This is a genomic window from Marimonas arenosa (assembly GCF_030848945.1).
Classification (GTDB): Bacteria; Pseudomonadota; Alphaproteobacteria; order Rhodobacterales; family Rhodobacteraceae; genus Marimonas; species Marimonas arenosa.
Map to the genome: position 1 here is coordinate 773,485 of NZ_JANHAX010000002.1, position 23,702 is coordinate 797,186.

Here is a 23,702-nt window from a genome sequence, read left to right on the forward strand (position 1 = left end):
CGCGAAAGTCAGATGCGGTATGCTCAGTTTTGCAACCCGGCGGCAGAACAGGCCGGCTTGGGCGAAGCAGGGGCTTTTGCGTCCCGTTGACACCAAGACAAAAGAAACGGGCGACCGCGCCGCCCGTTTCCTTGACTCATGCAGATCGAAAAGCGCCCGTCTCAGGCCGTTTTTTTGCGGCGGCGCATCGCGGCGAGACCTCCCAGCCCGCCGAGCAGCATCCAGCCAGCTGCCGGAAGTGGAACCGGCGAAATTTCGAAGGACGCATAGATCCCCGCCGTGTTGGATTGGTTTTCATCCGTGTAGAAGACGAGGTCCGAGGTCGCGAACCCGTCGATGACGAGCGAGACCAGTTGGGACCCGGTGCTCACGACCGCGCCGGTTCCGGTCGCGCTGACCAGCGTCACGATATCACAGCCCGTCCCGGCAGAGGCGTCCGGGCACGGATCGGAGTTGGGCGTCTCATTGTGATTGAACACGAAGGATTCCGTGATCAAGAACGCGAGTCCGTCAACCGTCCCAGTGACGGTGATATCGAGCGTCGCCTGCGTGATGCTCGAACCCGAAGGAATGGGGAAGTTGTTGTGCACAAAGTCGCCAATCAGAAACGGCGATGTGACGTCCGTCAGCGGCGTGCCGACAGCATTGAAATCGTATCCGCTGTCCGGTGCAGTGCCGTCACCCCAGGTAATCGAGCTCGTACCGACACCGGTGATATTACTCCCCCCGGTCACGCCCGACCAATTGCCGCTGATCGAGCTGACGTTCACTGTGGCCGCAGACGCGGCTGCAGCGCTTATCGTCACAGCCACCGCAGCGCCAGTTATTGCCTTGAAGAACATTTTTCCCCCCTTTCACTGAAGATAAATAAAAAAGTATCTTTGCGCTCACGTAGCGCGCCACTAGAAAATAATACTTTCTTACCTTTTAATGCTGCCACATTGTTGACACAATTGCTACGCTGTGTAGCCGGAAAGCCTGTAAGATTGGCTAGACACTTGTCCCTATGGCTGAATCCGCGACCGGCGATAACCCCTTGATTGATTTTCAGAGTTAAACTTGACCGCTGAACCGCTTTTCGTTTCCGGAACGGAAACAGTTTGTTTGGCTTTACTATGCTAAAAACATGCGGACTTCGGTGATTCGCCCGAAGAATACGGCTCCGGAAAAATCTGTGTCGCTTTGGTAGAATTCGCTGTCATTTGACGGCATTTGACATCGGTTCCCCGCCGCATCCGCCGCGCACAGCACTTTGTCGTGGTTCTTCCAGCGGCTTCACGGTGCCGCTGCGGCCTACCTTTTGTTTGAACTCTTTCAAACGCTCCGTATTGTCTTTGTGAAACAAATACGGCGACACGACATGCAGAACTCAAAACGCTATGTGGGTATCTATAACGACCTACACGGCGGTATGACCGATACCGGCAAGATCATCCGCGATGCGTGGGTGTTCGGACTCATCCCTGAAAGCGAGACCTGCGAGGGCTGGCTGGCCGCCGGGATCGAGGATCTGTGGCGCAAGGTGAATGCCGAATGGGAGAAATACGGGTTTCTCGTCGGCAACCTGCCCGAGGACACGCGGGCGCGGTTCATGGAGATTCACAACGCGGCGCTGGACCGAGCGCGGGCGGCTGGCTGGGACGGCGAATATGAACTCGCTGGCGACCATTGAGCGGCCGGCGCGGCGGGTGGCTTTCAATTCTCGGCCGGAGCGGGTTAAGTTCAATCCATGGCCCGGGATACCCGGGCGCAGTCAGGGAACGATATCTTGACGATGTACTGGCGGCACGAGCATATCGTGAGGCTTTCGGCCTGGCCCACCAAGGTTGAGGCACGGCTCTACAACCTGTCGAAACGGGCGATGGCCCGGTTGGGCGGTGAGTTGCGGTTCAGCATGCGGGGACTGAAGACGCTGGACCTGATCGTCCAGGATGGTGCCTGGATTATCGTCGATCGAGCGCTGAACGATGTGCCGATCGCTGCCTGGACCGATTTTCAGGACAGCGAGAACCGTGCGCTGCACAAACCGGTGATCTGCGAGTTGCGTTATTACCACGGCCACGCCGGGCTGGTGATCAAGAAGGCGTTGCGGCGTATGGAAGAGGAACTGAGCGCGCTTCTGGATTCCGGCGAAGAAGACAGTGGCCAGGTGATCGCCTTCCGGCCCAAGGACGGTTAGCACTCGACCTTACGGCCGGGTGTGCGGCATGCAGGGTCAGACCTGTTCCCTGCGCTGCGTGAGCGGCGCGCGCGAGCGGGTGTTCCCGGCCGCGGTGGTCTTGGTGAGCAGCGTCAGAAGCTGGGATTTCTCGGCCGGGTCGAGCCCGGCAAGGATGTCGTCCTGCAATGCCAGAACCACCGGGCGAACGCGGTCGAGCAAGGCCTCACCCTCGGGTGTGATGGTCAGCGCCCGCGCCCGGCGATCGGTTTTCGACTGCGCGCGCAGGATGAGGTCTTTGGCCGCCAGCCGGTCCACGACGCCACCGATCGTTGCCTTGTCATAGGCGATGGTGCCGGCGAGGCTGGCCTGATCGATGCCGGGGTTTTCGCGAATCGTTGTGAGCGCCGCAAATTGTACCGGTGTCAGTTCCACCCCCAAGTCGCCCATCCGGTCGGCGAAGATTGCCGCCGAAATCTGGTTGAGCCGCCGGATCAGATGCCCGGCCATGGTATAGATTTCGCTCACCCGGTTTCCTCCCAAACGCATTGCGGGCAGAATAGCAATTGGTAAGTATGCACGCAAATTTGACAGACTGCCCCGGAATGTGATCGCTTGGCGGCGAGGTCGGGCTGCAACAGGGAGGGTGACATGGCTGTCGAACTGGGCACGCTGGAAGAGCTGCCGCAACAGTATCGCGATGACATGAGTGCGGCGGGCGTGGCGCCGCTGTGGCCGATGATGCGCAACGTGCTGCCGCACGGGAGCCCGAAGCCGCAGACGGCGGCGGGATATTGGAACTATGAAAAAATCCGTCCGTTGCTGATACGCGCCGGACAGTTGACGCCGGTCGAGAAGGCCGAGCGGCGGGTTCTGGTGCTGAGCGACCCGGGGCGTGGCGTGGGCGCGATGCAGGCCACCGCCTCGATCTATCTGGGTTTGCAGTTGCTTTTGCCGGGCGAGGCGGCGCCGGCGCATGTCCATACGCCGAGCGCGGTGCGGATCGTGGTCGAGGGCAAGGGTGGCTATACCGTGGTCGACGGGGAAAAACTGCCAATGGACGAGGGCGACCTGGTGCTGACGCCGGGTGGCGAATGGCATGACCATGGTCACGAAGGGAATGAACCGGTTGTCTGGCTGGATGCGTTGGACCTGCCCTTGTTTGTCTATCTCGAAGGCTCTTATGCCACCGAAGGACCGCTTCAGGCGCAACGCAACCGACCGGATGCAAGCCAGGTTGAGTACCTCGCCGCCGGGTTGGCGCCGACGCGGCGGCCGGGGGTGGGGCTGCGGCGCTATCCGATGATGCGTTATCCCTGGGCACGGACCGAAGATGCGCTGCGCGCGATGCTGGCCCACGGCGGGGAAGAGATTGCCGAGCTTGACTATGTCAATCCGGAAACCGGCGCGGATGTGCTGCCCACCATGGGCTTCACCGCGATGATGCTGCCGGCGGGTGTCCGGCATGCCCCGAACTTGCGGTCGTCCTCGGCGGCGTTTCACGTCGTTCGAGGGCGCGGTCGGACCCGGATCAACGGCGAGGTGTTCGACTGGGGTCCGAAGGACACATTTTCGGCGCCGGTCTTTGCAGAGGTCGAACATGAGCCGGAGGAGGAGGCATTCCTGGTGCGCATCCATGATCGGCCGTTGCAGGAAAGACTTGGATATTACGAGGAGCGCACGCGATGAGCGACTTTCTGTTCGAGGCCCCCGAGGTGAAAAGCATTCCGGTGCATGGAGAGGACAAACCCTATCCGATTCACCGGATTTTCTGCGTCGGGCGCAACTATGCGGCTCATGCCGCCGAGATGGGTGCAGAAGTCGACCGCGAAGCACCGTGGTATTTTACCAAGGCCGCGGCACATGCGGTGGCGAGCGGCACCACGCAGCCTTATCCGCCGGGAACCGAGAATTATCATTACGAGATGGAACTCGCCTTCGCCATCGGCCAGCCGGTATTCCGGGCCAGCCGGGACGAGGCGGCAGCGGCGATCTATGCTTATGGCTGTGCCCTCGACATGACCCGGCGCGACCGTCAACAGGACGGCAAGGACCACCGCCGGCCCTGGGACCTGGGCAAGGATGTCGAAGGCGCGGCCGTCTTCGCGCCGATGACGAAGGCGGGAACCTTCGCGGTCGCCGGACAGAGGATACATCTCGAGGTCAATGGCGTTGTGAAGCAGGACGCGACACTGTCCGAGATGGTGTGGAGCTGCGAGGAGGTGGTCGAGCATCTGTCGCGCTACTACCACCTACGGCCCGGAGATGTGATCATGACCGGCACGCCAGCGGGCGTTGGGCCGGTGGTGGCCGGCGATGAGATCACCGGCGGGATCGACGGGCTGGCGCCGATTTCGGTGACTATAGGTGCGGCGGACTAGGCCGCGCTGAGGGCCGCAAATTTTTCGGTTTGCTGGCCGGTGCCCTTGCCCTTCTTTGCGGGGCGTTGGTCCCACATGCGCCGTCGAATCGTGTTTTTTGCGATGTCCGTGCTATTCTCGTTGAGGTGCATTTGGGGTGGCAATGCAGGGAAGTAAATAATTTCAAATATTTAAGTGAATTTAATATGCATACATATTTATGTTGACCTGAAATGGTAAGTATAGTTACTAAATAATTGAACGGCTGGGAGGTCTGCGGGCCAGGGCGACAGGAGGAACAGCTATGCAGTATTACGTAGACGGTTTTCGCGGTGGCGACCCGGACGTCAGGAATGCAGCCCCAAACCGCCGTGAGCGCGGGCCGCACGCGCCGCTGCCCGAGAAGGTCGACGTCCTGATCGTCGGCACCGGCCCGGCAGGTCTGTGCCTGGCGGCGCAACTTGCCCAGTTCCCCGAGATCGACACGATGATCGTCGAATCGAGCCCCTGCAACATCGAGAAGGGCAAGGCCGACGGCATCAACACCCGCACGATGGAGATGTTCCAGGCCTTCGGTTTCGCCGACAAGGTCAAGCGCGAGAGCTATTGGGTGAACCAGACCGCGTTCTGGCGGCCTGACCCGGCGAACCCCGCGCATATCAAGCGCATCGGGCGGGTGCAGGACGTGGCCGACGACAGCTCGGAAATGCCGCATATCCTGATCAACCAGGCGCGGTTGCACCAGCTCTTTCTCGACGTGATGAAGAACGCCCCCGCACGTTTGGAAGTGGACTACAACCTCGCGCTCAAGGACCTGACCATTGACCCCTCGACCGAGGATCACCCGGTAGCCGTGGTGCTGGAGGATACCGGCGTGAACTGGGGCGAGACCACGACGATCCGGGCCAACTACGTGGTCGGCTGCGAAGGCGCGCGCTCGAAGGTGCGCAAGGCCATCGGCGGCAAGCTGCATGGCGACGCGGCGCATCAGGCATGGGGGGTGATGGACATCCTGGCCAACACCGATTTTCCGGATGTACGGCAGAAATGCCTGATCACCTCGGCGCATGAGGGCAATATCCTGATCCTGCCACGCGAGGGCGGCTATCTCTTCCGGATGTATGTCGAGCTCGACAAGCTCAACGAAGACGAACGGGTGGCCGAGCGCGGCTTTACCCAGGACGACATGATCGCGGCGGCGAACCGGATCATGCAGCCCTACACGATCGACGTGAAAGAGGTCGTGTGGTGGTCGATCTATGAAATCGGCCACCGGCTGACCGACAAGTTCGACGATGTGCCGGAGGGTGAGCAGGCCACGCGGATGCCGCGTGTATTCACCGCCGGCGACGCCTGCCACACCCACAGCCCGAAGGCCGGGCAGGGAATGAACGTGTCGATGCAGGACACGTTCAACCTCGGCTGGAAACTGGCGCACGTGTTCCAGGGCCGCGCCGATGCGAGTCTGTTGCACAGCTATTCGGCCGAGCGCTGGCTCGAGGCCAAGCGTCTGGTCGACACCGACCACGAATGGGCGCGGATCATGTCCGCCCCCCCGGGGGGCAGCGACCTCGATGGCGGCGACGAACCGCGTTTCGTGCGCCAGTTCAAGGAAAACCTGGAATTCACCGGTGGTCTGGCGGTGAAATACGACCGGTCGACGCTGATCGGTGCACCCACTCACCAGGCGTTGGCCGCCGGCGAGGAGATCGGGCGGCGTTTCCACTCTGCACCCGTGGTGCGGCTGGCGGATGCCAAGCAGATGCAGCTGGGCCACGCGGCCGAGGCTGATGGGCGCTGGCGGATCTATGCCTTTGCCGGGGCCGGTGACAATGGTGCTGAAGGCGGCGCGATTGCCAGCCTGGCCAACTGGCTGGAGAACGACGCGGCCTCGCCGGTGGTGAAATACACCCGTAAAGACGAGGATATCGACGGGCTGATCGACCTGCGTGCCGTTTTCCAGCAGACATTTGACCAACTGGCTTATGAGAACATGCCGCGGCTTTTGAAACCTGCCAAGGGTAAGCTCGGGCTGCAGGACCATGAGAAGGTGTTCTGCGTCGATCACAAGGGACTGGGTGACATCTTCGAGATACGCGGGATCGACCGTGACAGGGGGTGCATGATCGTGGTGCGTCCGGACCAGTACATTGCCCATGTTCTGCCGCTGGACGGTTACGCCGAACTGGCGGGGCTCTTTGACGGGTTCCTGTTGCCGGCGGGCCGCTGAATCCTGCTGGAGCGTTTTGCTGAAAGCTGCAAGTGGGGGCCAGCCCACACGCCCCCGAGATATTTGGGGTCAGATGAAGGCGCGGACATCGAGCAAAAAGAATCGTTGTGCTCACATAGATATGAAGTATAACTATTATTAAGACTATCTATAGCTAGGAATTCAGGTATGACCAGCGACATCCTTCTCGTCGAAATCACGGACGGGATCGCGACGGTGACAATGAACCGTCCGGGCAAGCGCAACGCGATGTGCGATGAGTTGCTGGACGCGATCGATGCCTTTTTCTCGAACCCGCCGGAAGAGGTGAAGGCGGTGGTGCTGACCGGAACAGAGGGACATTTTTGTTCGGGTCTCGATCTAAGCGAGCATCAGGCGCGGGACGCGGAGGGCACGATGCGCCATTCGCGATCCTGGCATGCGGTGATGGACAAGATCCAATATGGCGGGCTGCCGGTGGTGTCGGCGATGTTCGGGGCGGTGATCGGTGGTGGGCTCGAACTGGCGACCTCGACCCATGTGCGGATTGCCGAACCTTCGACCATCTTCCAGTTGCCCGAGGGGCGGCGTGGCATTTACGTCGGCGGTGGCGCGTCGGTCCGGGTCGGGCGTATCCTCGGCGCCGACCGGATGACCGAGATGATGCTGACGGGCCGGAAATACAATGCCGACGAAGGCTTCATGCTGGGGCTGACGCACTACGCGGCCGGAGAAGGCGAGGCGCTGGCGATGGCTCAGGATCTAGCGGGGAAAATCGCCCGCAACGCACCGCTGTCGAACTATGTCATGATCCACGCCTTGAGCCGGATCGAGGATATGGACAAGGCTGGCGGGCTGTTCACCGAAAGCCTCTGCGCGGCGCTGACGCAGACCAGCCCCGACGCGTTGGAAGGGCTGGCGGCGTTTCTCGAGAAGCGCACGCCGAAATTCGGGGGATGAGCATGGGCGACGCGGCGCGCAAGGCGAGGGAGGTCGGTGTCGTCGGCGATGCCACCCTGCGCGGCTTTCTCGGCTATCACATCAAGCGGGCGATGGCCGTTCTGCAGGCCGATCTGAACAAGGTGCTGAAGCCTTTCGGCTTGCGCATGGTGACCTATTCGGCACTTGTGACAATCGTTGACAACCCAGGGCTGAGGCAGGCGCAGCTGGCCGATGCGCTGGCAATCGAGCGCCCGAACCTCGTGGTGATTCTGGACGAGTTGGAAGGCGCCGGGCTGATCACCCGCGACAAGGTGCCGAGCGACCGGCGCGCCTATGCCCTTAACCCGACCCTGAAGGGGCGCCGTCTGGCAGAACAGGCAACGGCGGCCAACCGGGCTGACGAGGCGCGGCTGCTTCAGGGGCTTGCTCCGGCCGACCGCAACCGGGTGATCGAGGTGATGAATCAGATCGAGCACGGGCCGGGAGGTGCCCAGTCATGAAAAGAACGACACGGTTTGAGCCGCATGACACCGCCTTGATTGACCGCGATGACGGCACGTTGATCTACCGCTCCAGGAAATCGCTGGGCCCAACGGTACCGCGCACGGGTGACTGGCTGCATCGCTGGGCCTCGGACGCGCCCGAGCGTGTTTTCCTGGCTGAACGCTACGGGGCCGGATGGCGCGAAGAAACCTACGCGTCCGTATTGCAGCAGGTCCGCAACCTTGCGCAAACGCTGCTGGCACGGGGGCTGGGGAACGACACGCCGATCCTGATCATGTCGGGCAATGGCGTCGATCACGGGCTTCTGGCGCTGGCGGCGCAATATGTCGGCATTCCGGTTGTGCCGATTGCCGAGCAGTATTCGCTGATCCACGGAGCGCATGGCCGGCTCAGACACGCTGTCGACCTGGTGCAGCCGAAACTGGCCTACGTGGTGGATGCCGATCAATATGCCGAGGCGCTGGCGCTCGATGCGCTCGACGGCATCGAACTGGTGGCGTCTCGGCCAGGATCGAACCCGCGGGTGACTCCTTTTGCCGATCTTTTGAAAGGCGATTCGAGCGTCGATGTGGACGCGGCCTTTGCCGCAGTCACGCCCGACACGATGGTCAAGATCCTGCTGACCTCGGGTTCAACCTCGGCCCCCAAGGGAGTGATCACCACCCACAAGATGATGTGCGTGAACCAAGCGCAGATCCTCGACAGCCTGCCGCTTCTCAAGGACCGGGTGCCGCGGATCGTCGATTGGCTGCCGTGGAATCATGTCTTCGGCGGGTCGCACAATTTCAACATGATGCTGGCCAATGGCGGGTCGCTCTATGTCGATGACGGCAAGCCGGTGAAGGGGCTTATCGATCGGACGCTGGAGAACCTTTCGATGGTAACCGGCACGCTCGCCTTTAACGTGCCGGTGGGCTATGGCCTGCTGATCGACGCGTTTCGCAAGGATGCGGGCCTCAAGCAGCGGTTCTTCGACGATCTGGATATGGTGTTCTATGCAGGGGCATCGTTACCGCAAGAGATGTGGCAGGCGCTGGAGCGGATGGCGATGGAGGTCAAGGGCGAGGTGCCGCTGATGACCTCAAGCTGGGGGCTGACCGAAACGGCGCCGGCGGCGATGTTCCAGCAAGAGCCGACCGACAGCGCCGGCCGCATCGGGGTGCCGATGACCGGGATCGAGCTGAAGCTGATCCCTGACGAGGACATGCGCTGTGAAGTGCGGGTCAAGGGGCCGAGCATCATGCCGGGCTATTTCAACAATCCCGAAAAAACGGCAGAGGCCTTTGACGAAGAGGGGTTTTTCATCACCGGTGACGCGATGCAATTCGTCGAGCCGGGCAACCCCAACAAGGGCATGAAATTCGACGGCCGGATTTCCGAGGATTTCAAGCTGAACACCGGCACATGGGTGCGGGCGGCGCAATTGCGGCTCGATCTGCTGGCGATCCTGGCGCCGCTTGCCGCCGACCTGGTGGTGACCGGGGCGGACCGTCAGGAGATAGGGCTGATGATTTTCCCCAACATGGCGGAGTTGGAGAAGGAAGGTTTCGACACCGAGGATCAGGCCGGCGCGATGACCAACCGGTTGTTGCTGGGCGAGGTGCACCGGCGGCTTGCCGAGCGCGCGCGCGAGGTCTCGGGCAGTTCGGTGCATGTCGGCCGCGCCATGGTGCTGGCCGAGCCGCCCAACATGGGCGAAGGCGAGATGACCGCCAAGGGCAATCTGAACTACCGCAAGTTGCTTGACCGCCGCAAGGCGCTTCTCGAGCGGCTTTACCAAGATGACGACCCGGCGGTGACAACCGTCTAAGGAGGAAAAGACATGGTGGACATTTCCAAGGTCCGTGCGATCGACATACACACCCATGCAGAAGAACCATGCGGCTGCCATGCCGATGACGGTTATGACGATCTGCAGTCAACCATGGCCAAGTACTTCGGTGCGCCATGGAGCCACCCGCCGACCGTTCCCGAAACCGCGCATCACTACCGGGAACAGAACATCGCCGCGGTGATCTTCCCGGTCGATGCCGAGCGCGAAACGGGCTATCGCCGCTACAAGAACGAAGAAGTGGCGGAACTGGCCGCCGAAAACGCTGACGTCCTGATCCCGTTCGCCAGTATCGACCCGTGGAAGGGCAAGATGGGCGTACGCGAGGCGCGCCGCCTGATCCGCGATTTTGGTATCAAGGGGTTCAAGTTCCATCCCACGATGCAGGGGTTTTGGCCGAATGATCGCATGGCCTATCCGCTCTACGAGGTGCTGGAGGAGGAAGGCTGTATCGCGCTGTTCCATACGGGGCAGACTGGTGTGGGCTCCGGCATGCCCGGCGGTAATGGTATGCGGCTGAAATACTCGAACCCGATGGTGATCGACGATGTGGCGGTGGATTTCCCCGGCCTCAAGATCATCCTCGCCCACCCGTCCTTCCCCTGGCAGGAGGAGGCGCTGTCGGTGGCGCAGCATAAGCCCAATGTCTATATCGACCTGAGCGGCTGGAGCCCGAAATATTTCCCGCCGATCCTGGTGAAATACTGCAATTCGATCCTCAAGAAGAAAGTTCTGTTCGGCTCCGACTGGCCGATGATCACCCCCGAGCGCTGGCTGAACGATTTCGAGAAGATCGATATCAAGGACGAGATCCGCCCCGATATCATCAAGAACAATGCCGCGCGTCTCTTAGGGTTGATGGATTGATCCCCGAACCGAAACTGCGGCACAGTTTCACCCTGCGGGTGGAGCTGGACGCGCCGATCGAGATGGGGATGGGTCGCGCGGGCATGCGGCGGATCATCCCAATCATCGGTGGTGCGGCCCTGGGGCCGGACGTCAAGGGCGAGGTCATGAATCTTGGCGCCGATTGGCAGACGCTCTTTGCCGATGGCGCTTCGCATCTCGATACGCGCTATGCAGTGCGGACCGGGGACGGTGCAGTGATCGAGATCGTCAACGTCGGCGAGCGGCATGGACCCGACGAGGTGATCGCAAGGCTGGCGCGGGGCGAGGATGTCGATCCGTCCGAGTATTACATGCGTACCGCGGCGCGGCTGGAAACCGGCGACGCGAGGTACGCGTGGGTCAATCACATGATCTTCGTCTGCGCCGGGCTGCGGAAGGCCAGCGCGGTCGAGATCGCCTACTACGCCGTGGAGTAGGACATGAAACCGTTTCGGGCGCCCTTGGGCGATATCCTGTTCACTTTGAACCATGTCGCGGGCGCCGCGGCGCTGCCGGATTGGGACGCCGAGTTCGCTGGCGAGATCGGGGCGCATTTCGCCGCCTTCGCCGAAGGCGAAATCGCGCCGCTCGATGAGCCGGGCGACCGTCAGGGCTGCCGGCTGGAGAACGGCCGGGTGCGGATGCCAGACGGGTTCGTCGATCTCTATCGCAGCTATGCCGAACAGGGCTGGCCGGGGCTGACCGCGCCCGAGGAATTCGGCGGGCAGGGGCTGGGTGCGATGATGCTGGCCATCGTGTCGGAAATCTTTTCCGGCGCCAATCATAGCCTGCAGATGGTCACCGGGTTGGTGCCTGGCGCGATCCGGGTTTTGACGCGCTTCGGTACCGAGGCGCAGAAGGCGCGCCACATCCCCGGGCTGGCCAGTGGTGAATTGCTGGCGACGATGTGCCTGACCGAGCCGGGTGCGGGCTCGGACCTGGCGCGGGTGCGGTGCCGGGCCGCGCCGGACGGTGACGTATGGATAATCAGTGGCGAGAAGATCTTCATCTCGGGTGGCGACCAGGACATGTCGGACGGCATCTTCCACCTGGTGCTGGCGCGTACCTCGGACGAAGGCGTCAAGGGGCTGTCGCTGTTCGCAACGCGCGATACGCTGGCGGATGGGTCGCGCAACGCCATTTCGGTGGCCCGGATCGAGGAGAAGATGGGTCTGCACGCCTCGCCCACCTGCCAACTGGTCTTCGACGGGGCCGAGGCCGAGCTGATCGGGGAGGAGGGCAAGGGCCTTCTGGCGATGTTCACGATGATGAACCATGCACGCTCGGACGTGGCGTTGCAGGGCGTCGCCCATGCGGCGCGGGCGCATGACGTGGCCGCGTCCTATGCCGCGGAGCGGGTGCAGGGGCGCAAGTCGGACGGGTCGCCGGCGATGCTGTCGGATCATGCTGACGTGCGGCGGATGCTGGACGAGATCGACGCGCTGGCCATGGGCGGGCGGGCGATGGCACATCTGGCCTGTGTGACCATGGAGCAGGGCGATGACCCGGCTCTGGTCGAGGTCCTGACGCCGGTGGCGAAATGCTGGTGCACCGAGGCCGGCATGCGCGCCGCCGAGTTGGGGATGCAGGTGCTCGGCGGGTATGGTTATCTGGCCGAATACCGGCTTGAGCAGAGCTATCGCGACGCGCGGATCACGGCGATTTACGAAGGCGCCAACGGAATCCATGCACGGATGCTGGCAATGCGGCTGGCCCGTGGCGCGGAGGCCGACGCCTTTGCGGCTTTTCTTGAAGCCGAAGGTGGGGATGTGGCTTCGCTGTGGCAGGCGGCCTGGGAAATGGTCAAGGCCAGTGCAGCACCGGAGCGTCTGGCGCATGATTTCATGGCGCTGACCTGCCATGCGCTGCTTGAAGCCCTGTGGGGCCGCGCGGAGGCCGTTTCCGAACAGCATCCCGAGCCGGACCGGATCAGGCGGCTCGCCGCCGTGGCGCGGCGTGACGCCCGGGCCTTCGCTCCGAGCTACCTTGAACGTCTGCGCGAACTGGCGAAGGAGGTCGCCTGACGCGCGTCAGCGATGCTTCCGGCCCGACAGGCTGGAGACCGCGAACAGCCCCGTAGCGACGCAAACAATGGTCGGGCCGGTGGGCGTGTCAAAAGTGTAAGCAAGCTGCAGCCCGCCCAACACCGAAGCCATACCGATCAGGACGGCGATGCCGGCCATACGCTCTGGTGTGGAGGCAAAGGGTCGGGCCGCGGCGGCCGGGATGATCAGCATCGCGCCGATCAAGAGGACACCCACCACTTTGATCGCCACGGCCACCACAAGCGCGAGCGCCAGCGTGAGCACCAGTTGTTCGCGCCTAGGGTCGATCCCCGAGGCATAAGCGAGATCGGCGTTGAGCGTGGCGGTGAGCAGGGCATTCCAGCGCCACCAGAGAAGACCCAAAACCAAGACCGTGCCGATCCAGATCGTGGCGAGATCCGCCCGGCCGACCGCGAGGATGTCGCCGAACAACCAGGCGGCAAGGTCGAACTGGACACCGCGCAGGAAGGCGACAGCGACGAGTCCGAAAGCCAGGGCGGCATGGGCGATCACGCCAAGAAGCGTGTCCATCGCGTGGGTGCGTCCCGCAAGCATCGAGACGGTGCCGGCCATGGCCAGCGCCGCGACCAGCACGGTGGCGAAGACCGAGATGTCGAGCGCCAGTGCCAGCGCCACGCCGAGGATGGCGGCATGGGCGGTGGCGTCGCCGAAATAGGCCATCCGTCGCCAGACTACGAAGCTGCCCAACGGGGCGGCGGCCAGCGCCACGCCGATGCCGGCGAGTCCGGCGCGGATGAGGAAATCGTCAAACAGGCTCATTGGGCGGGCTCGTGGCTGTGGTCGTGGTCATGGCCGCAGGTCTCGTCATGCACGTGGTCGTGCTCGTGCCGATAGAGCGCCAGTGCGCCGTGGGTGCCGCTGCCGAACAGGGCGCGGTATTCCGGGGCCGAGGCGACATGCTCGGGTGCGCCGTGACAGCAGACATGGGTGTTCAGGCAAATCACCCGGTCGGAGGCAGCCATGACGACGTGCAGTTCGTGGCTGACCATCAGCACCGCGCAGTCGAGCTCGTGGCGGACCGTCTCGAGGGTTGCGTAGAAGGCGGCCGAGCCCGGCTGGTCGAGCCCCTGGGTGGCCTCGTCGAGGATCAGCAGTTGCGGGTCTCCCAGCAACGCGCGGGCCAGAAGCACCCGCTGGAATTGTCCGCCCGAGAGCCCGGTCATCGGCCGGGTCATGAGATCGCCTGCCCCGGCGCGGGTCAGAGCTGCTTGGGCTGCGGGCTCCGGGACCGGGGTCGGCAGGCCAAGAAAGCGCCGCACCGTCAACGGCAGGGTCGGGTCGATATGCAGCTTCTGCGGCACGTAGCCGATGCGCAGTCCGGGCTGGCGGGTGATCCGTCCGTGGGCCGGTGTCACGGCGCCGATAATGGCGCGTAGCAGCGTTGACTTGCCCGACCCGTTGGGGCCGACGATGGTGACAATCTCGCCTGGGGTGATCGACAGGTCGACGTTGCTGAGCACGGTCTGCTGTCCCAGCACGACGCTGAGGCGGCTGATCTCGACAAGGTTCATCCGGCCCGTTCCTTCCGGCAATTTGGGCATAAGCCTTCGGCCTCGATCACTGCCCGTTCGATGCGAAACCCGGCTTCTCGTGCGGCGCGACCAAGTACGCCTTCGGACGGATCGGCATAGGTTTCCGCCACCGCCGAACAGGCGCGGCAAATCAGGAAGGCCGGGGCGTGGTTCTCACCCATATGTGTACAGGCGATGAAGGCGTTGAGGCGCTCGATCTTGTGGGCAAATCCATGCCTGGTGAGAAAATCGAGCGCGCGATAGGCAACGGGTGGTTGGCTTCCCAGCCCTTCTTCGCGCAGACGGTCGAGGATCTCGTAGGCGCCCAATGCGCGGTGCTCTTCGAGCAGGATTTCCAGCACCCGGCGGCGCTGGCGGGTGAACTGCAGCCCGTTGCGGGCGCAATAGGCTGCGACGGCCGCGGTACCGTCGTCGATACAGGCGTCATGATCGTGGTGTTCGAAGCCGATCGTGTCCATGTTCGGGTTCCCGGAGTTCAATGCTTGATATGTTATAGTATTACATTTATCAAGTGCCGGACTCGATATTCTCGGAAAGGCCACGGAGATGAAAACATTCGGGCGACTTCTGGCGGTAGGTCTGCTGCTGGCGGGCGCGGCGCGGGCAGAGGTGCCCGACGTCGCCGTCGACATTCCGCCGGTGCACGCGCTGACGGCACGGGTAATGCAGGGTCTGGGCGAGCCAGCGTTGGTGATGCGTCCCGGCGCATCGCCACATGGCTATGCGATGCGCCCGTCGGAAGCGGCGGCGTTGGAGCGGGCGGAGGTGATCTTTTTCGTTTCGGGCCAGTTGACGCGCTGGTTCGAGCGGGCGCTGGAGCCGCTGGCGGCCAGGGCGGTCACGGTGGAACTTCTCGAAAGCCCCGGAACGGTGCGCCATGCGTTTCGCGAAGACGCGCTGTTCAGCAGGCCTGGCGGGGCTGATGAGGATGACGAGCATGGCCATGGGCATGGCAATGGTGACGAAAATCATGGCGGCGATCATACCCAACCCGGACCCGATCCGCATGGTTGGCTCGACCCCGAAAACGGTAAGCTCTGGCTCGCCCACATCGCTGAGACGCTGGCTGGCGTCGATCCGGACAACGCCGCGATCTACCGCACCAATGCAGCGGCCGGCCAGGTCGAGATCGACGCCGCCGTTGCCCGCGCGAGGGCGCTGCTCGAGCCGGTAAAGACACAGCCGTTCTTCGTACATCACGATGCCTATCAGTACTTCGAGCGTCGGTTCGATCTTCGCACTGCCGGCGCTGTCGCCCGCAGCGACGCGGCGCAGCCCGGGCCGCGGCGGGTGGCCGATCTGCGCGCAGCGGTCTCGGGCACGGGCACGGTCTGTATTTTTTCGGAGCCGCAGTTCAATCCTGGCCTGCTGGCCACCGTTTTCGAGGGCCATGCCCTGCGCAAGGCAGCGCTCGATCCGCTGGGGACGTCGCTGCCGCAGGGGCCGGGCCTTTATCCCGCGCTGATCGAGACGTTGGCGACGGACATAGCGGCGTGCCTGGGAGGCGATTGAACTTTCTCCATTGACCTCGGGTCGGCGTCGGCCATTCATGTTTAGACCGGGGGACAGGAAGGGACAAGCGCGTGGCGCAGACGAACGAACCGGCCACGGCGGCGTTGATCTGGCGCGTGGCGCCGGTGGTCTTCGTGATCTTCTGGGCCGGGGGGTACAGCTTCGCCAAGTTGGGACTGCCGCATATCGAGCCGATCACAATGCTGGTCGTGCGGTTCGGTCTTGCCGCGGCGATTCTTGGTGGGCTGTTGGCCGTCCTGCGGGTCGACTGGCCTCGAGGCACGGCCCACTGGGGTGCTTTGGCGCTGAGCGGTTTTCTGATCCAGAGTGTCTATTTCGGATTGGGATATCAGGCGCTTAAGTCAGGCGTAAATGCCGGAACGATGGCTATTCTGATGGCCTTGCAGCCGATCCTGGTCGGGGTTTTGTCGCTTTGGCTGACACCCGGGACAAGCGGCGGCTTGAAACTTTGGTCCGGGCTTTTCGTCGGATTTGGCGGGGTGGTTCTGGTGATCTTCTCGGGCGATGCGCTGGGGCCGAGCCCAGGCGTGGGACTGGGTTTCGCGATGGCGTCTCTGGTGGGGATCACGGCGGCGACACTGTTCGAGAAACGCCATGGCTTTGCCACCCATCCGCTGGTCGGCAGCCTGGTGCAATACGTGGTCGGGTTCGTGACGCTGGTGCCGGTGGCGATGGTGTTCGAGACCGGGCAGATCAACTGGCATCCCGAGCTGGTCGTGGCCCTGATCTATCTGGTGATCGGTAACTCGTTGATTTCGGTGACGCTTTTTGTCGGACTCGTGCAGCGCGGCGATGCCACGCGGATCTCGGCGTTGCTCTATCTGGTGCCGCCGCTGGCGGTGCTCATCGCCTGGATCGTGTTGGGAGAGACGATGGGCATGTTGGCTTTTGTCGGCTTCCTGCTGTCGGTGGCCGGGGTCTGGCTGGTCAATCGTGCGACAAGCTGAAAGGGTACTTTTCTTGCCACGAAAACAATTACTTGCGATTACTTCAGCAGTGTTGCCGACCACGCGGCAAGGCCAACGACGGCGAGCATCGCCAGGGCCATCAGGATGTTGATCACACGGTGGGTGCGGTCGGGCAGGTCGAGATCGTGCAGCACGGTGCCGGCATAGAGCCAGGCGAGATGGATCGGGATCCAGATCGCGTTCAAGATCAGCACCTTGGCCACGATTTCGAAGGCGAAATTGTCGGGGGCGAAGGAAAAGCCGGTCATTAGCGTGGTGTTGACGACATAGGCCTTGGGGTTGATCGCCTGCAGGGCGATGCCGCCCAGAACACCGGGTGGGGACTTGGCCTCGATGAAGGCGATGCGGGAGCCGGCCAGGGCGATGCGCGCTGCGAGGTAGAGAAGATAAGCCGTTGATGCTGCGAGTAAAACCACACGCAACCAAGGCACCGACAGGACCACTGCTGCAAGCCCGGTGATGACGGCGAGCATCACCATGTTGGTGCCGAGGAAGAGACCAAGGACATAGCGTAGCGAAGGCCGGAAGCCGTAGGCCGCGCCGAAACCCGCCGTGGTCAGAACGCCGGGGCCGGGCGTGATAATCAGCAGGATCACGGCGTAGGCAAAGGTCAGCATCGGCGGCTCCGGCGTTCGGAATGTTCACCGTGTCTTACACCATCGTGCCGGAAGGTTAACGTGTTTTCTTTTCCGAAAATGACCGTATGGCAGCCCGGCTGGCAAGCTGGCTGGCACTCCGTCTGGCGCGCGGTGGGGCAAGGAGACGGAAAGGATCGGGTTAACGCGGCGCGCGGCGCGAGGCCCGTCCCGGCCGGCGACGGCAAAGCCAGCGCGACCGCCGGCCCGGGAGCCCGCGCGGCGACCGCGTGACGTCCACCCCGGCAGGCGCGCCGCCGGGTCAGTGCCGGGTGACGGTGTAGAGGTGGCCCGTGGCGAGCGGCCCGTCGATCACCGTTTCCTGACCGTCGGTCCAGCGAACGCGGGCTTGGGTCACGTCGGTGCCGCCGGCCAGACCGAAATGGGCGCGGATCGCATCGAAAGACATGAACCCGCCGCCGAGCTGCAGCTCCTGCTGTTGGCGGTGGCCGGTGGCGTCGGTGATGGTGATCACCGCGCCGAGACCGTCCCGGTTGCCGGCATGGTCTTTCAACGCGAAAGCGATGCCGGGGTTCTGGCTGTTGTTGCGGAAGAAGGTGATGGGACCGTTCACTGGGTGGGTGAGGAGATCGAGATCGCCGTCATTGTCGGCGTCGAACTGGGTCGCCGAGGCGGTCATCAGGTAGTCCTCGAGCCCGGTCGGTCCGGATTTCTCGGTGAAGTGGCCCTTGCCGTCATTCTCGAAATAGAGGTTCGACGGCGTCACCTCGTTCGGCACCCAGGTGCCGTTGACGATATAGACGTCGATGTCGCCATCGAGGTCGAAATCGGCGAACTTGGTGTCCCAGCTCCAGCCGCCGACCTCGATCCCGTCCTTCTCGGCGGTATCGGCCCAGGCGCTGCCGGTCCATTTCAACAGCACGTTCGAGCGCAGGATCTGCTGGTGGGTGAGTGCGCCTTCCTCGGCCGGGATCGGTCGGATCGGTTTGAAATGCAGATCGCAATAGGCGCGCGGCACGGTCTGCCCCTTGGGGATCAGGGCACAGACCGACGGGTCGCGTTTCTGGATCGCGAGGTCCTTGACCAGCATGGCGCGGCATTCATCCTTGTAGCGGCCCGACAGCTTGGCGCATTCGCGGGCATAGGTCGGGTCGAAATTGTTGCCCGAGCGGTACCAGCGCTTGATTGCCATGTTGGTTTCGCAGATCTGTTTCGCCGCAGGGTCGGCGATCTTGTCGCAATAGAGGTCGATGTCCTGCATCTTGAGCGTCTGGCTCACCCCGGACGAGCGGCCGGCGATCTGGGCGAGGTAGATCTCGGGGTGTCCGTCGGCGTCGAGATCGCCGGTTTTCAATGCCATCGTCGTGGTGGTGGTGTGCGGGATCAGCCCGTCGTCATGGGTGATCATCTCGAACCCGCCCTGGCCGTCGCCGAGGTAGAAATAGTCGGGGACGTCGAAATCGTTGCCGACGATCAGGTCGGCATGACCGTCGCCGTTGATATCGGAGAACAGGATCGACAGGGTTTCGCCGGGGATGCCGGGCAGGTCGGTATGACGAGCGCCGGGGAGACCACCGTCGTTCCACAGGATGCGGTTGCGGCTTTCCTCGCCGGGGATGCGCCGGTACCAGCCGGCGGCCCAGTTGCCCATGGCGATATCGGTGAAGCCGTTGCCATCGGCATCGGTGAAGCTCATCGCCATGGCGAGCGGGGTGTCCGGGTTGTTGGTCAGTTTCACCGGCGCGGTGGCGCCGAAGCGGCCGCCGCTGTTGCTCCAAAGGAAGGTGCCCTGCAGATAGGTGGCAAGGATGAGGTCGAGCCAGCCGTCGTTGTTCAGGTCGACCAGCGCGGCATTGAAGATGTCCATGCCGGCGAGGTCGCCCAGCGGCAGGTCAGTGCGGGTGAAGTTGCCGCTGCCGTCGTTGTCGTAGAGATAGAGTCCGGCCTCGGTCGAGGCGATGACGATGTCGAGATCGCCGTCGCGGTCGATGTCGCCCGAGGCGAGCGAGCGGCCTTCCCAGAACGGTGGCCACATGTCGGCCATCGAAAACTCAAGCGGTTTATCGATGCCGATCTCGCGGGCTTCGATCCGGGTGAAGGCTGTGTCGGCGGCGGGCGAGGCGGCGGTGAACAGGCTCCGGGTGATCTCGATCCGGGCCGCGTCGTCGCTGCGCACCTGCCAGGGATCGAGCCCGGCGGCTTGCGCCGCGCCCCAGGCGCGGTGCTCACGCGGTGCCTGGAGGTGGCTTTGTTCGAGCAGCATCTTCAGCGCGCGGTCGGTCTGCCAGTCGTGATACCATTGCGCCGCGCCGCCGCCGACGATGCCGAGTGCGGCGATGGCGGCGGCCATCAGGACGGCGGCGCGTTTGCCCATCGCCTGTGTCACGATCAGCATGGAATAGACCGAGTAGGCGCCCAGCGTGAACAGGAGCGCCATGACATAGCCATGCGCCAGCCCCAGGCTGAGCAGCGCCGAGGCCATGACGATGTCGAAGGCGATCGGCACCGGCAGGAAAACACCGACCACGGCGATGAGGATCAGCGCCCAGGCCGAGAAGGGCAGCTCGAGGATCATGCCGGAGGGCAGCAGCGTCGCCACCAGCGCACCGAGAAAGCCGGCGAGCAGCATCAGCGGCACGGTGAGCTTGGTGATGTACCAGAAATTGCGGATGAAGGCGACCACGACCGAGAGGATGGCCTGAAAGATGTTCTCGGTCCTTTCGATGCCGGGATCGGCGGCGCCGCGCCAGAGGCCGGTGACATCCGGGGTTTCGGGCTGGATCTCGCGCACCGGCAGGGTACGGACGATGAGCGGCACCAGCAACAGGATGACGACGAGGCTGAGCCCGATCTTCATCGCCGCCATGTAGGGCGGGAACAGGGAAAACAGCATGGTCAGCACGATGACGTTGAGCGTGGGCGAGGCGATCATGGCCGAAAGCGTGGTTTCGGCCCTGAGCCCGGCGGCATACATGCCCCTGCCGATCGGCGCGGCACAGTTGGCGCAGACCCCGAGCGGTGCGCCGATCAGCATGCCGAGGAAGGAATTGGCAAAGCCGTTGCGGAAGCTGCGCTGGCGCAGGTAGCTGAGCGCGGTCAGCATGGCGGTGGCGAACAGCACGCCAAAGGTCATGCCCTTCTTGTTGGTGTTGACCCAGTTGAGGGTCGACCAGAAGATCCGCTCGATGATGCCGGCATCCTTGCCGACGGGAAACTTGGCCTCGAAGCTGAGCGAATCCTCGAGCTGGATCGCCCCGGCCATGATGGCCTTTTCACCGAGGGCGGGATAGCGCGAGGTGGTCCAGAAGACATAGGCAAGACCCGCCACGATCAGCATGGCGAGGAAAAAGTGTTTCTCGTGTCGGGGCAGGATGATGGAGGACATGACCGGGCCTCGTCTTGAAAAGGAATGGTGCCGGAAACGACGTCTCAATACCGAATACGGGGCGAGTAAAGACCAAGCGCGACACAAACTCAAGCCGCGCCTTGCGGCGCGGAAGATTTGCCCGTCGCCGGCCGATCGGCTAGAAAGCTGTTCAGGATCAAGGTTTTCCCAAGGCTGAGCGCTGGCAATGGCACATCCCGTCAAGGTGGATTTCGTGGTGGCCGGGGCGCAGAAATCGGGCACAAAAGCCTTGCGCCATTATCTCGCGGCGCATCCCGATGTCGGCTTGTCGAAACGCGAGGAGCCGCATTATTTCGATATGGAAATCGACCGGGACGAGAGCGGCGACTATTCCGGTTATCACGCCGAGTTCGACGACGCGGCGCTGGCGAAATGCACCGGCGATTTCACCCCGGTCTATCTTTATCGGCGCGACTGCCCGGCGAAGATGCGGGCCTACAACCCCGGCTTCCGGGTGATCGTGGTGTTGCGCAACCCGATCGAACGGGCCTATTCGCAATGGGCGATGGAGCGCGACAAGGGCCACGTGCCGGGCGGCTTCCTGCGCGAGATTCTGAGGGAGCCGCTTCATTACCTGCGCCACGGCCAGCACCCGGTGCATTCGCTGGTTGCGCGGGGGTTCTATGCCCGCCAACTCAAACGCCTCTACGCGGCCTTTCCGCCAGAGCAGGTTCTGGTGCTGCGCAACGAGGCTTTGTCGGAGGACCACGCCGGCACGCTGCGTCAGGTGTATCGGTTCCTAGGGCTGCGCGATGTCCCGGTGCCCGCACCCGAGCGCGTGCACAGCCGTGAATATGCGTCGATGCCGTGGCTGGCGCGCTGGGTATTGCGCCGGGTTTTTGCCCGCGACATTCGCCGGCTGGAACGGATGCTGGGCTGGGATCTGCGCGACTGGCGCTGAGCCCGTCAGTAGGGCAGGCCTTCGGGGTAGTGATGCAGTATCGCCGGTTCGACCGGTTTCAAGGCGGTGCGCAACCGGTCGATATCGACCGACGGGTAGCGCGTGGCGAGGTCCTGACTCTCCAGATCAAGCCCCTCGACCCGGGCGCCGGGGCAGATATGCGCGAGCGCGGCGGAGGCGTCGCTGGCAAGGTCTTCGAAGCGCAGCACGTGCGTGCGGGGCAGCGCGGCGTAGTGCTCCAGAAACCAGCCCATGAGATAGACCTGCCGGCCGAGCGCATCGGGGATGGCGTCGAGCTCGGCGGTGAGCTCGGGTGCGAATTTCTCGGCCATCGGCACGCGGCCGCGGTTGATCGGCATGTCGACGGTCTGCCACGAGGCCAGCACCGATAGCGGGCTGCGGATGCAGGCGAAGAAGTCAAACCGTGCCGACAGCGGACCGGTCAGAGCGGTGAACGCGGCGGGATGCTTGATGTAGAGACGGAAATCGGGCGACAGCGGCTTGTCGAGCGCCACCGCGCCGCGCCGCGCCTCGGACCTGCGCAGACCCGCGCCGCGGTCGGACTGGGTGACGAAATTACCGGCGACCTGGCCGCCCACCGCCTTGGTCAGGATCACGCCGTCTTCGAGCGCGCTGCGGCGCATCTCGGCGGTAAAGGCTTCGATCTCGTCTGCAAACTTGTCGGGGTCGGAAGACATCTTGCCCAGGGGCAGCGGTTCGGCCAGTGCCACCGCATCCGGCTGCTGGTTCAGCAGCGCGACGGTGAGCGTGGTGCCGGAGCGGGGCAGGCCGGTGATGAGGGTGGGTCGGGTCATGTCAGATCTCGAAACGGTCCAGAAGGGCAAAGGCGGCGCGGCGTTCGGCGGCGAGGCTGTGGCTGGCAGCCATCGTTTTGCCGCCATGTCTCAGACGGGCGGCGCGGGCCGGGTCGGCGATGAGCGCGGCGGCGGCGGCGGCCAGCGCCTGCGGGTCACGCGGGGCGATGACGCAGCTTTGCCCGTCGACGGCGAAACTGCGGGCGCCGATACAGTCGGGCATCACGACGGTGACACCGAGCGCCATCGCCTCGAGCGCGGTCAGGTAGAAGCCCTCGGTCGGCAGCGGCAGGAGGATGGCGTGTTCGTAACCGGCGAGCCGGTCGAAATAGGCGGCTTGCGGCATCTGCGTGGTGGCAAGGTCGTGGGCGATGTCGCGTTGGGTCAGCGCAGCGCTGACCGCGTGACCAAGCTTGGGGTCTTTGCGGGCGGCGACAAACAGTTTGCCCGGGTGCCGGTCGCGGCGGTGTGCGGCGATGGCATCGATGTCGATGCCATTCTCGATCACTTCAACCGGCCCGTTGACACGGCCGGTGGCCGTGATCGCCTCGGCCACCGCATGGCTGACACAGACCCGTAAGGCCGGGCGCGCAAGGTACCCGAAAAGCGGCTCGTCGGGGTCGGCATGGCGGATGCCCTGAACGAGGTTGATGACCGGGGTATCAGCCGTGTCCTGCCCGGCGGCGTCGAGGATCGCCCAGTCGCGACCGGCGACGAAGATCGCCTCGCAGGCGGCGGGCAGGGCGGTGCGGGCGATGCCTGGGGGAACGAGTTGGTCGAGCGCGTCATGGCGGCTGTCCGGGGTCACGTGCAGGAGGGGGCGGAAGCGGCCATGGGCGGCGGTATGTGCCAGATAGTCGAGATACTTGCCGTGGCCGCCGGTGTAGCTTCGGTAGTGCCGCAGGAACAGCATGCGCGGGCGCGTATCGCCGGTCTCGTCGCTCTGCATGGCCCTGTTATCCCCTGCTGCCCCGCCCCCGTTTGTGCGGGAGC

23 protein-coding genes are annotated in these 23,702 nt (G+C 63.6%); 14 read left to right on the forward strand and 9 right to left on the reverse strand.

Features of this window, described 5'->3' with window-relative positions; genetic code table 11:
• Positions 1 to 161 precede the first annotated feature (161 nt).
• Positions 162 to 842, reverse strand: a complete 681-nt coding sequence (locus NO357_RS10005; RefSeq protein ID WP_306735506.1) for a THxN family PEP-CTERM protein — start codon at positions 840 to 842, stop codon at positions 162 to 164.
• Between the two features lie 518 nt (positions 843 to 1,360).
• On the opposite strand from NO357_RS10005, the gene NO357_RS10010 reads away from it, so the two are divergent.
• Positions 1,361 to 1,672 carry a hypothetical protein gene (locus NO357_RS10010; protein ID WP_306735507.1) on the forward strand — a complete coding sequence of 104 codons (312 nt, stop codon included), beginning with the start codon at positions 1,361 to 1,363 and terminating at the stop codon, positions 1,670 to 1,672.
• A gap of 96 nt (positions 1,673 to 1,768) precedes the next feature.
• Positions 1,769 to 2,179: a hypothetical protein gene (locus NO357_RS10015; protein WP_306735508.1), complete on the forward strand. Its 411-nt coding sequence runs from the start codon at positions 1,769 to 1,771 to the stop codon at positions 2,177 to 2,179.
• Between the two features lie 36 nt (positions 2,180 to 2,215).
• On the opposite strand, the gene NO357_RS10020 is transcribed toward NO357_RS10015, so the two are convergent.
• A complete protein-coding gene (locus NO357_RS10020) occupies positions 2,216 to 2,686 on the reverse strand; it encodes a MarR family winged helix-turn-helix transcriptional regulator (RefSeq protein ID WP_306735509.1) in 471 nt (156 codons plus the stop codon).
• A gap of 123 nt (positions 2,687 to 2,809) precedes the next feature.
• Here NO357_RS10020 and NO357_RS10025 point away from each other — a divergent pair, with 123 nt between their 5' ends.
• The 9 genes from NO357_RS10025 to NO357_RS10065 all read left to right on the forward strand — a co-directional run bounded on the left by NO357_RS10025 (position 2,810) and on the right by NO357_RS10065 (position 12,916).
• Positions 2,810 to 3,847, forward strand: coding sequence for a cupin domain-containing protein (locus NO357_RS10025; protein WP_306735510.1), 1,038 nt, complete (start codon positions 2,810 to 2,812; stop codon positions 3,845 to 3,847).
• On the forward strand, positions 3,844 to 4,539 hold the full coding sequence (locus NO357_RS10030; RefSeq protein WP_306735511.1) for a fumarylacetoacetate hydrolase family protein: 696 nt from the start codon (positions 3,844 to 3,846) through the stop codon (positions 4,537 to 4,539). The genes NO357_RS10025 and NO357_RS10030 overlap by 4 nt, the downstream gene beginning before the upstream one ends.
• Before the next feature lie 283 nt (positions 4,540 to 4,822).
• Positions 4,823 to 6,748, forward strand: a complete 1,926-nt coding sequence (locus tag NO357_RS10035; protein WP_306735512.1) for an FAD-dependent monooxygenase — start codon at positions 4,823 to 4,825, stop codon at positions 6,746 to 6,748.
• 168 nt (positions 6,749 to 6,916) lie between these two features.
• Complete coding sequence (locus NO357_RS10040) at positions 6,917 to 7,687, forward strand: crotonase/enoyl-CoA hydratase family protein (protein WP_306735513.1); 771 nt, start codon at positions 6,917 to 6,919, stop codon at positions 7,685 to 7,687.
• 2 nt (positions 7,688 to 7,689) lie between these two features.
• Positions 7,690 to 8,169 carry a MarR family winged helix-turn-helix transcriptional regulator gene (locus NO357_RS10045; RefSeq protein WP_306735514.1) on the forward strand — a complete coding sequence of 160 codons (480 nt, stop codon included), beginning with the start codon at positions 7,690 to 7,692 and terminating at the stop codon, positions 8,167 to 8,169.
• On the forward strand, positions 8,166 to 9,983 hold the full coding sequence (locus tag NO357_RS10050) for a feruloyl-CoA synthase (protein WP_306735515.1): 1,818 nt from the start codon (positions 8,166 to 8,168) through the stop codon (positions 9,981 to 9,983). The genes NO357_RS10045 and NO357_RS10050 overlap by 4 nt, the downstream gene beginning before the upstream one ends.
• Before the next feature lie 12 nt (positions 9,984 to 9,995).
• Entirely contained in the window at positions 9,996 to 10,871 is an 876-nt protein-coding gene (locus NO357_RS10055) for an amidohydrolase family protein (protein ID WP_306735516.1), read from the forward strand.
• Positions 10,868 to 11,329 carry a DUF3237 domain-containing protein gene (locus NO357_RS10060; RefSeq protein ID WP_306735517.1) on the forward strand — a complete coding sequence of 154 codons (462 nt, stop codon included), beginning with the start codon at positions 10,868 to 10,870 and terminating at the stop codon, positions 11,327 to 11,329. Before NO357_RS10055 ends, NO357_RS10060 begins: the two co-directional genes overlap by 4 nt.
• 3 nt (positions 11,330 to 11,332) lie before the next feature.
• A complete protein-coding gene (locus NO357_RS10065) occupies positions 11,333 to 12,916 on the forward strand; it encodes an acyl-CoA dehydrogenase family protein (protein ID WP_306735518.1) in 1,584 nt (527 codons plus the stop codon).
• A gap of 6 nt (positions 12,917 to 12,922) precedes the next feature.
• Here NO357_RS10065 and NO357_RS10070 read toward each other — a convergent pair whose 3' ends face one another.
• The 3 genes from NO357_RS10070 to NO357_RS10080 are packed head-to-tail and all read right to left on the reverse strand — an operon-like array spanning position 12,923 to position 14,948.
• Positions 12,923 to 13,717, reverse strand: a complete 795-nt coding sequence (locus NO357_RS10070; protein ID WP_306735519.1) for an iron chelate uptake ABC transporter family permease subunit — start codon at positions 13,715 to 13,717, stop codon at positions 12,923 to 12,925.
• On the reverse strand, positions 13,714 to 14,469 hold the full coding sequence (gene znuC / locus NO357_RS10075; RefSeq protein ID WP_306735520.1) for a zinc ABC transporter ATP-binding protein ZnuC: 756 nt from the start codon (positions 14,467 to 14,469) through the stop codon (positions 13,714 to 13,716). The genes NO357_RS10070 and znuC overlap by 4 nt, the downstream gene beginning before the upstream one ends.
• Positions 14,466 to 14,948 (reverse strand): Fur family transcriptional regulator, encoded by a 483-nt coding sequence (locus NO357_RS10080; protein WP_306735521.1) that lies wholly within the window; start codon positions 14,946 to 14,948, stop codon positions 14,466 to 14,468. Before NO357_RS10080 ends, znuC begins: the two co-directional genes overlap by 4 nt.
• A gap of 88 nt (positions 14,949 to 15,036) precedes the next feature.
• Between NO357_RS10080 and NO357_RS10085 the strand changes: the two genes are divergently transcribed.
• The gene (locus NO357_RS10085) at positions 15,037 to 16,002 is read left to right on the forward strand and encodes a zinc ABC transporter substrate-binding protein (RefSeq protein WP_306735522.1); all 966 of its coding nucleotides are present in this window, start codon (positions 15,037 to 15,039) and stop codon (positions 16,000 to 16,002) included.
• Between the two features lie 71 nt (positions 16,003 to 16,073).
• Entirely contained in the window at positions 16,074 to 16,970 is an 897-nt protein-coding gene (locus NO357_RS10090; RefSeq protein ID WP_306735523.1) for a DMT family transporter, read from the forward strand.
• A gap of 38 nt (positions 16,971 to 17,008) precedes the next feature.
• Here NO357_RS10090 and NO357_RS10095 read toward each other — a convergent pair whose 3' ends face one another.
• Positions 17,009 to 17,608 (reverse strand): LysE family translocator, encoded by a 600-nt coding sequence (locus tag NO357_RS10095; RefSeq protein WP_306735524.1) that lies wholly within the window; start codon positions 17,606 to 17,608, stop codon positions 17,009 to 17,011.
• A gap of 280 nt (positions 17,609 to 17,888) precedes the next feature.
• Positions 17,889 to 20,972: an FG-GAP-like repeat-containing protein gene (locus NO357_RS10100; RefSeq protein WP_306735526.1), complete on the reverse strand. Its 3,084-nt coding sequence runs from the start codon at positions 20,970 to 20,972 to the stop codon at positions 17,889 to 17,891.
• A gap of 187 nt (positions 20,973 to 21,159) precedes the next feature.
• Here NO357_RS10100 and NO357_RS10105 point away from each other — a divergent pair, with 187 nt between their 5' ends.
• Complete coding sequence (locus NO357_RS10105) at positions 21,160 to 21,894, forward strand: sulfotransferase family protein (RefSeq protein WP_306735527.1); 735 nt, start codon at positions 21,160 to 21,162, stop codon at positions 21,892 to 21,894.
• Between the two features lie 5 nt (positions 21,895 to 21,899).
• Here the strand turns inward: NO357_RS10105 and NO357_RS10110 are convergent, their stop codons facing one another.
• The gene (locus NO357_RS10110) at positions 21,900 to 22,709 is read right to left on the reverse strand and encodes a hypothetical protein (protein ID WP_306735528.1); all 810 of its coding nucleotides are present in this window, start codon (positions 22,707 to 22,709) and stop codon (positions 21,900 to 21,902) included.
• A gap of 1 nt (position 22,710) precedes the next feature.
• Positions 22,711 to 23,658: a glycosyltransferase gene (locus tag NO357_RS10115; RefSeq protein ID WP_306735529.1), complete on the reverse strand. Its 948-nt coding sequence runs from the start codon at positions 23,656 to 23,658 to the stop codon at positions 22,711 to 22,713.
• Positions 23,659 to 23,702 lie beyond the last annotated feature (44 nt).

What these genes read in the sequence shown, in the direction of transcription:
- NO357_RS10005 (WP_306735506.1), bottom strand. Translation starts at nt 842, where the DNA reads ATGTTCTTCAAGGCAATAACTGGCGCTGCGGTGGCTGTGACGATAAGC.
- NO357_RS10010 (WP_306735507.1), top strand. Translation starts at nt 1,361, where the DNA reads ATGCAGAACTCAAAACGCTATGTGGGTATCTATAACGACCTACACGGC.
- NO357_RS10025 (WP_306735510.1), top strand. Translation starts at nt 2,810, where the DNA reads ATGGCTGTCGAACTGGGCACGCTGGAAGAGCTGCCGCAACAGTATCGC.
- NO357_RS10030 (WP_306735511.1), top strand. Translation starts at nt 3,844, where the DNA reads ATGAGCGACTTTCTGTTCGAGGCCCCCGAGGTGAAAAGCATTCCGGTG.
- NO357_RS10035 (WP_306735512.1), top strand. Translation starts at nt 4,823, where the DNA reads ATGCAGTATTACGTAGACGGTTTTCGCGGTGGCGACCCGGACGTCAGG.
- NO357_RS10040 (WP_306735513.1), top strand. Translation starts at nt 6,917, where the DNA reads ATGACCAGCGACATCCTTCTCGTCGAAATCACGGACGGGATCGCGACG.
- NO357_RS10045 (WP_306735514.1), top strand. Translation starts at nt 7,690, where the DNA reads ATGGGCGACGCGGCGCGCAAGGCGAGGGAGGTCGGTGTCGTCGGCGAT.
- NO357_RS10050 (WP_306735515.1), top strand. Translation starts at nt 8,166, where the DNA reads ATGAAAAGAACGACACGGTTTGAGCCGCATGACACCGCCTTGATTGAC.
- NO357_RS10055 (WP_306735516.1), top strand. Translation starts at nt 9,996, where the DNA reads ATGGTGGACATTTCCAAGGTCCGTGCGATCGACATACACACCCATGCA.
- NO357_RS10065 (WP_306735518.1), top strand. Translation starts at nt 11,333, where the DNA reads ATGAAACCGTTTCGGGCGCCCTTGGGCGATATCCTGTTCACTTTGAAC.
- NO357_RS10070 (WP_306735519.1), bottom strand. Translation starts at nt 13,717, where the DNA reads ATGAGCCTGTTTGACGATTTCCTCATCCGCGCCGGACTCGCCGGCATC.
- znuC (WP_306735520.1), bottom strand. Translation starts at nt 14,469, where the DNA reads ATGAACCTTGTCGAGATCAGCCGCCTCAGCGTCGTGCTGGGACAGCAG.
- NO357_RS10080 (WP_306735521.1), bottom strand. Translation starts at nt 14,948, where the DNA reads ATGGACACGATCGGCTTCGAACACCACGATCATGACGCCTGTATCGAC.
- NO357_RS10085 (WP_306735522.1), top strand. Translation starts at nt 15,037, where the DNA reads ATGAAAACATTCGGGCGACTTCTGGCGGTAGGTCTGCTGCTGGCGGGC.
- NO357_RS10095 (WP_306735524.1), bottom strand. Translation starts at nt 17,608, where the DNA reads ATGCTGACCTTTGCCTACGCCGTGATCCTGCTGATTATCACGCCCGGC.
- NO357_RS10100 (WP_306735526.1), bottom strand. Translation starts at nt 20,972, where the DNA reads ATGTCCTCCATCATCCTGCCCCGACACGAGAAACACTTTTTCCTCGCC.
- NO357_RS10105 (WP_306735527.1), top strand. Translation starts at nt 21,160, where the DNA reads ATGGCACATCCCGTCAAGGTGGATTTCGTGGTGGCCGGGGCGCAGAAA.
- NO357_RS10110 (WP_306735528.1), bottom strand. Translation starts at nt 22,709, where the DNA reads ATGACCCGACCCACCCTCATCACCGGCCTGCCCCGCTCCGGCACCACG.
- NO357_RS10115 (WP_306735529.1), bottom strand. Translation starts at nt 23,658, where the DNA reads ATGCAGAGCGACGAGACCGGCGATACGCGCCCGCGCATGCTGTTCCTG.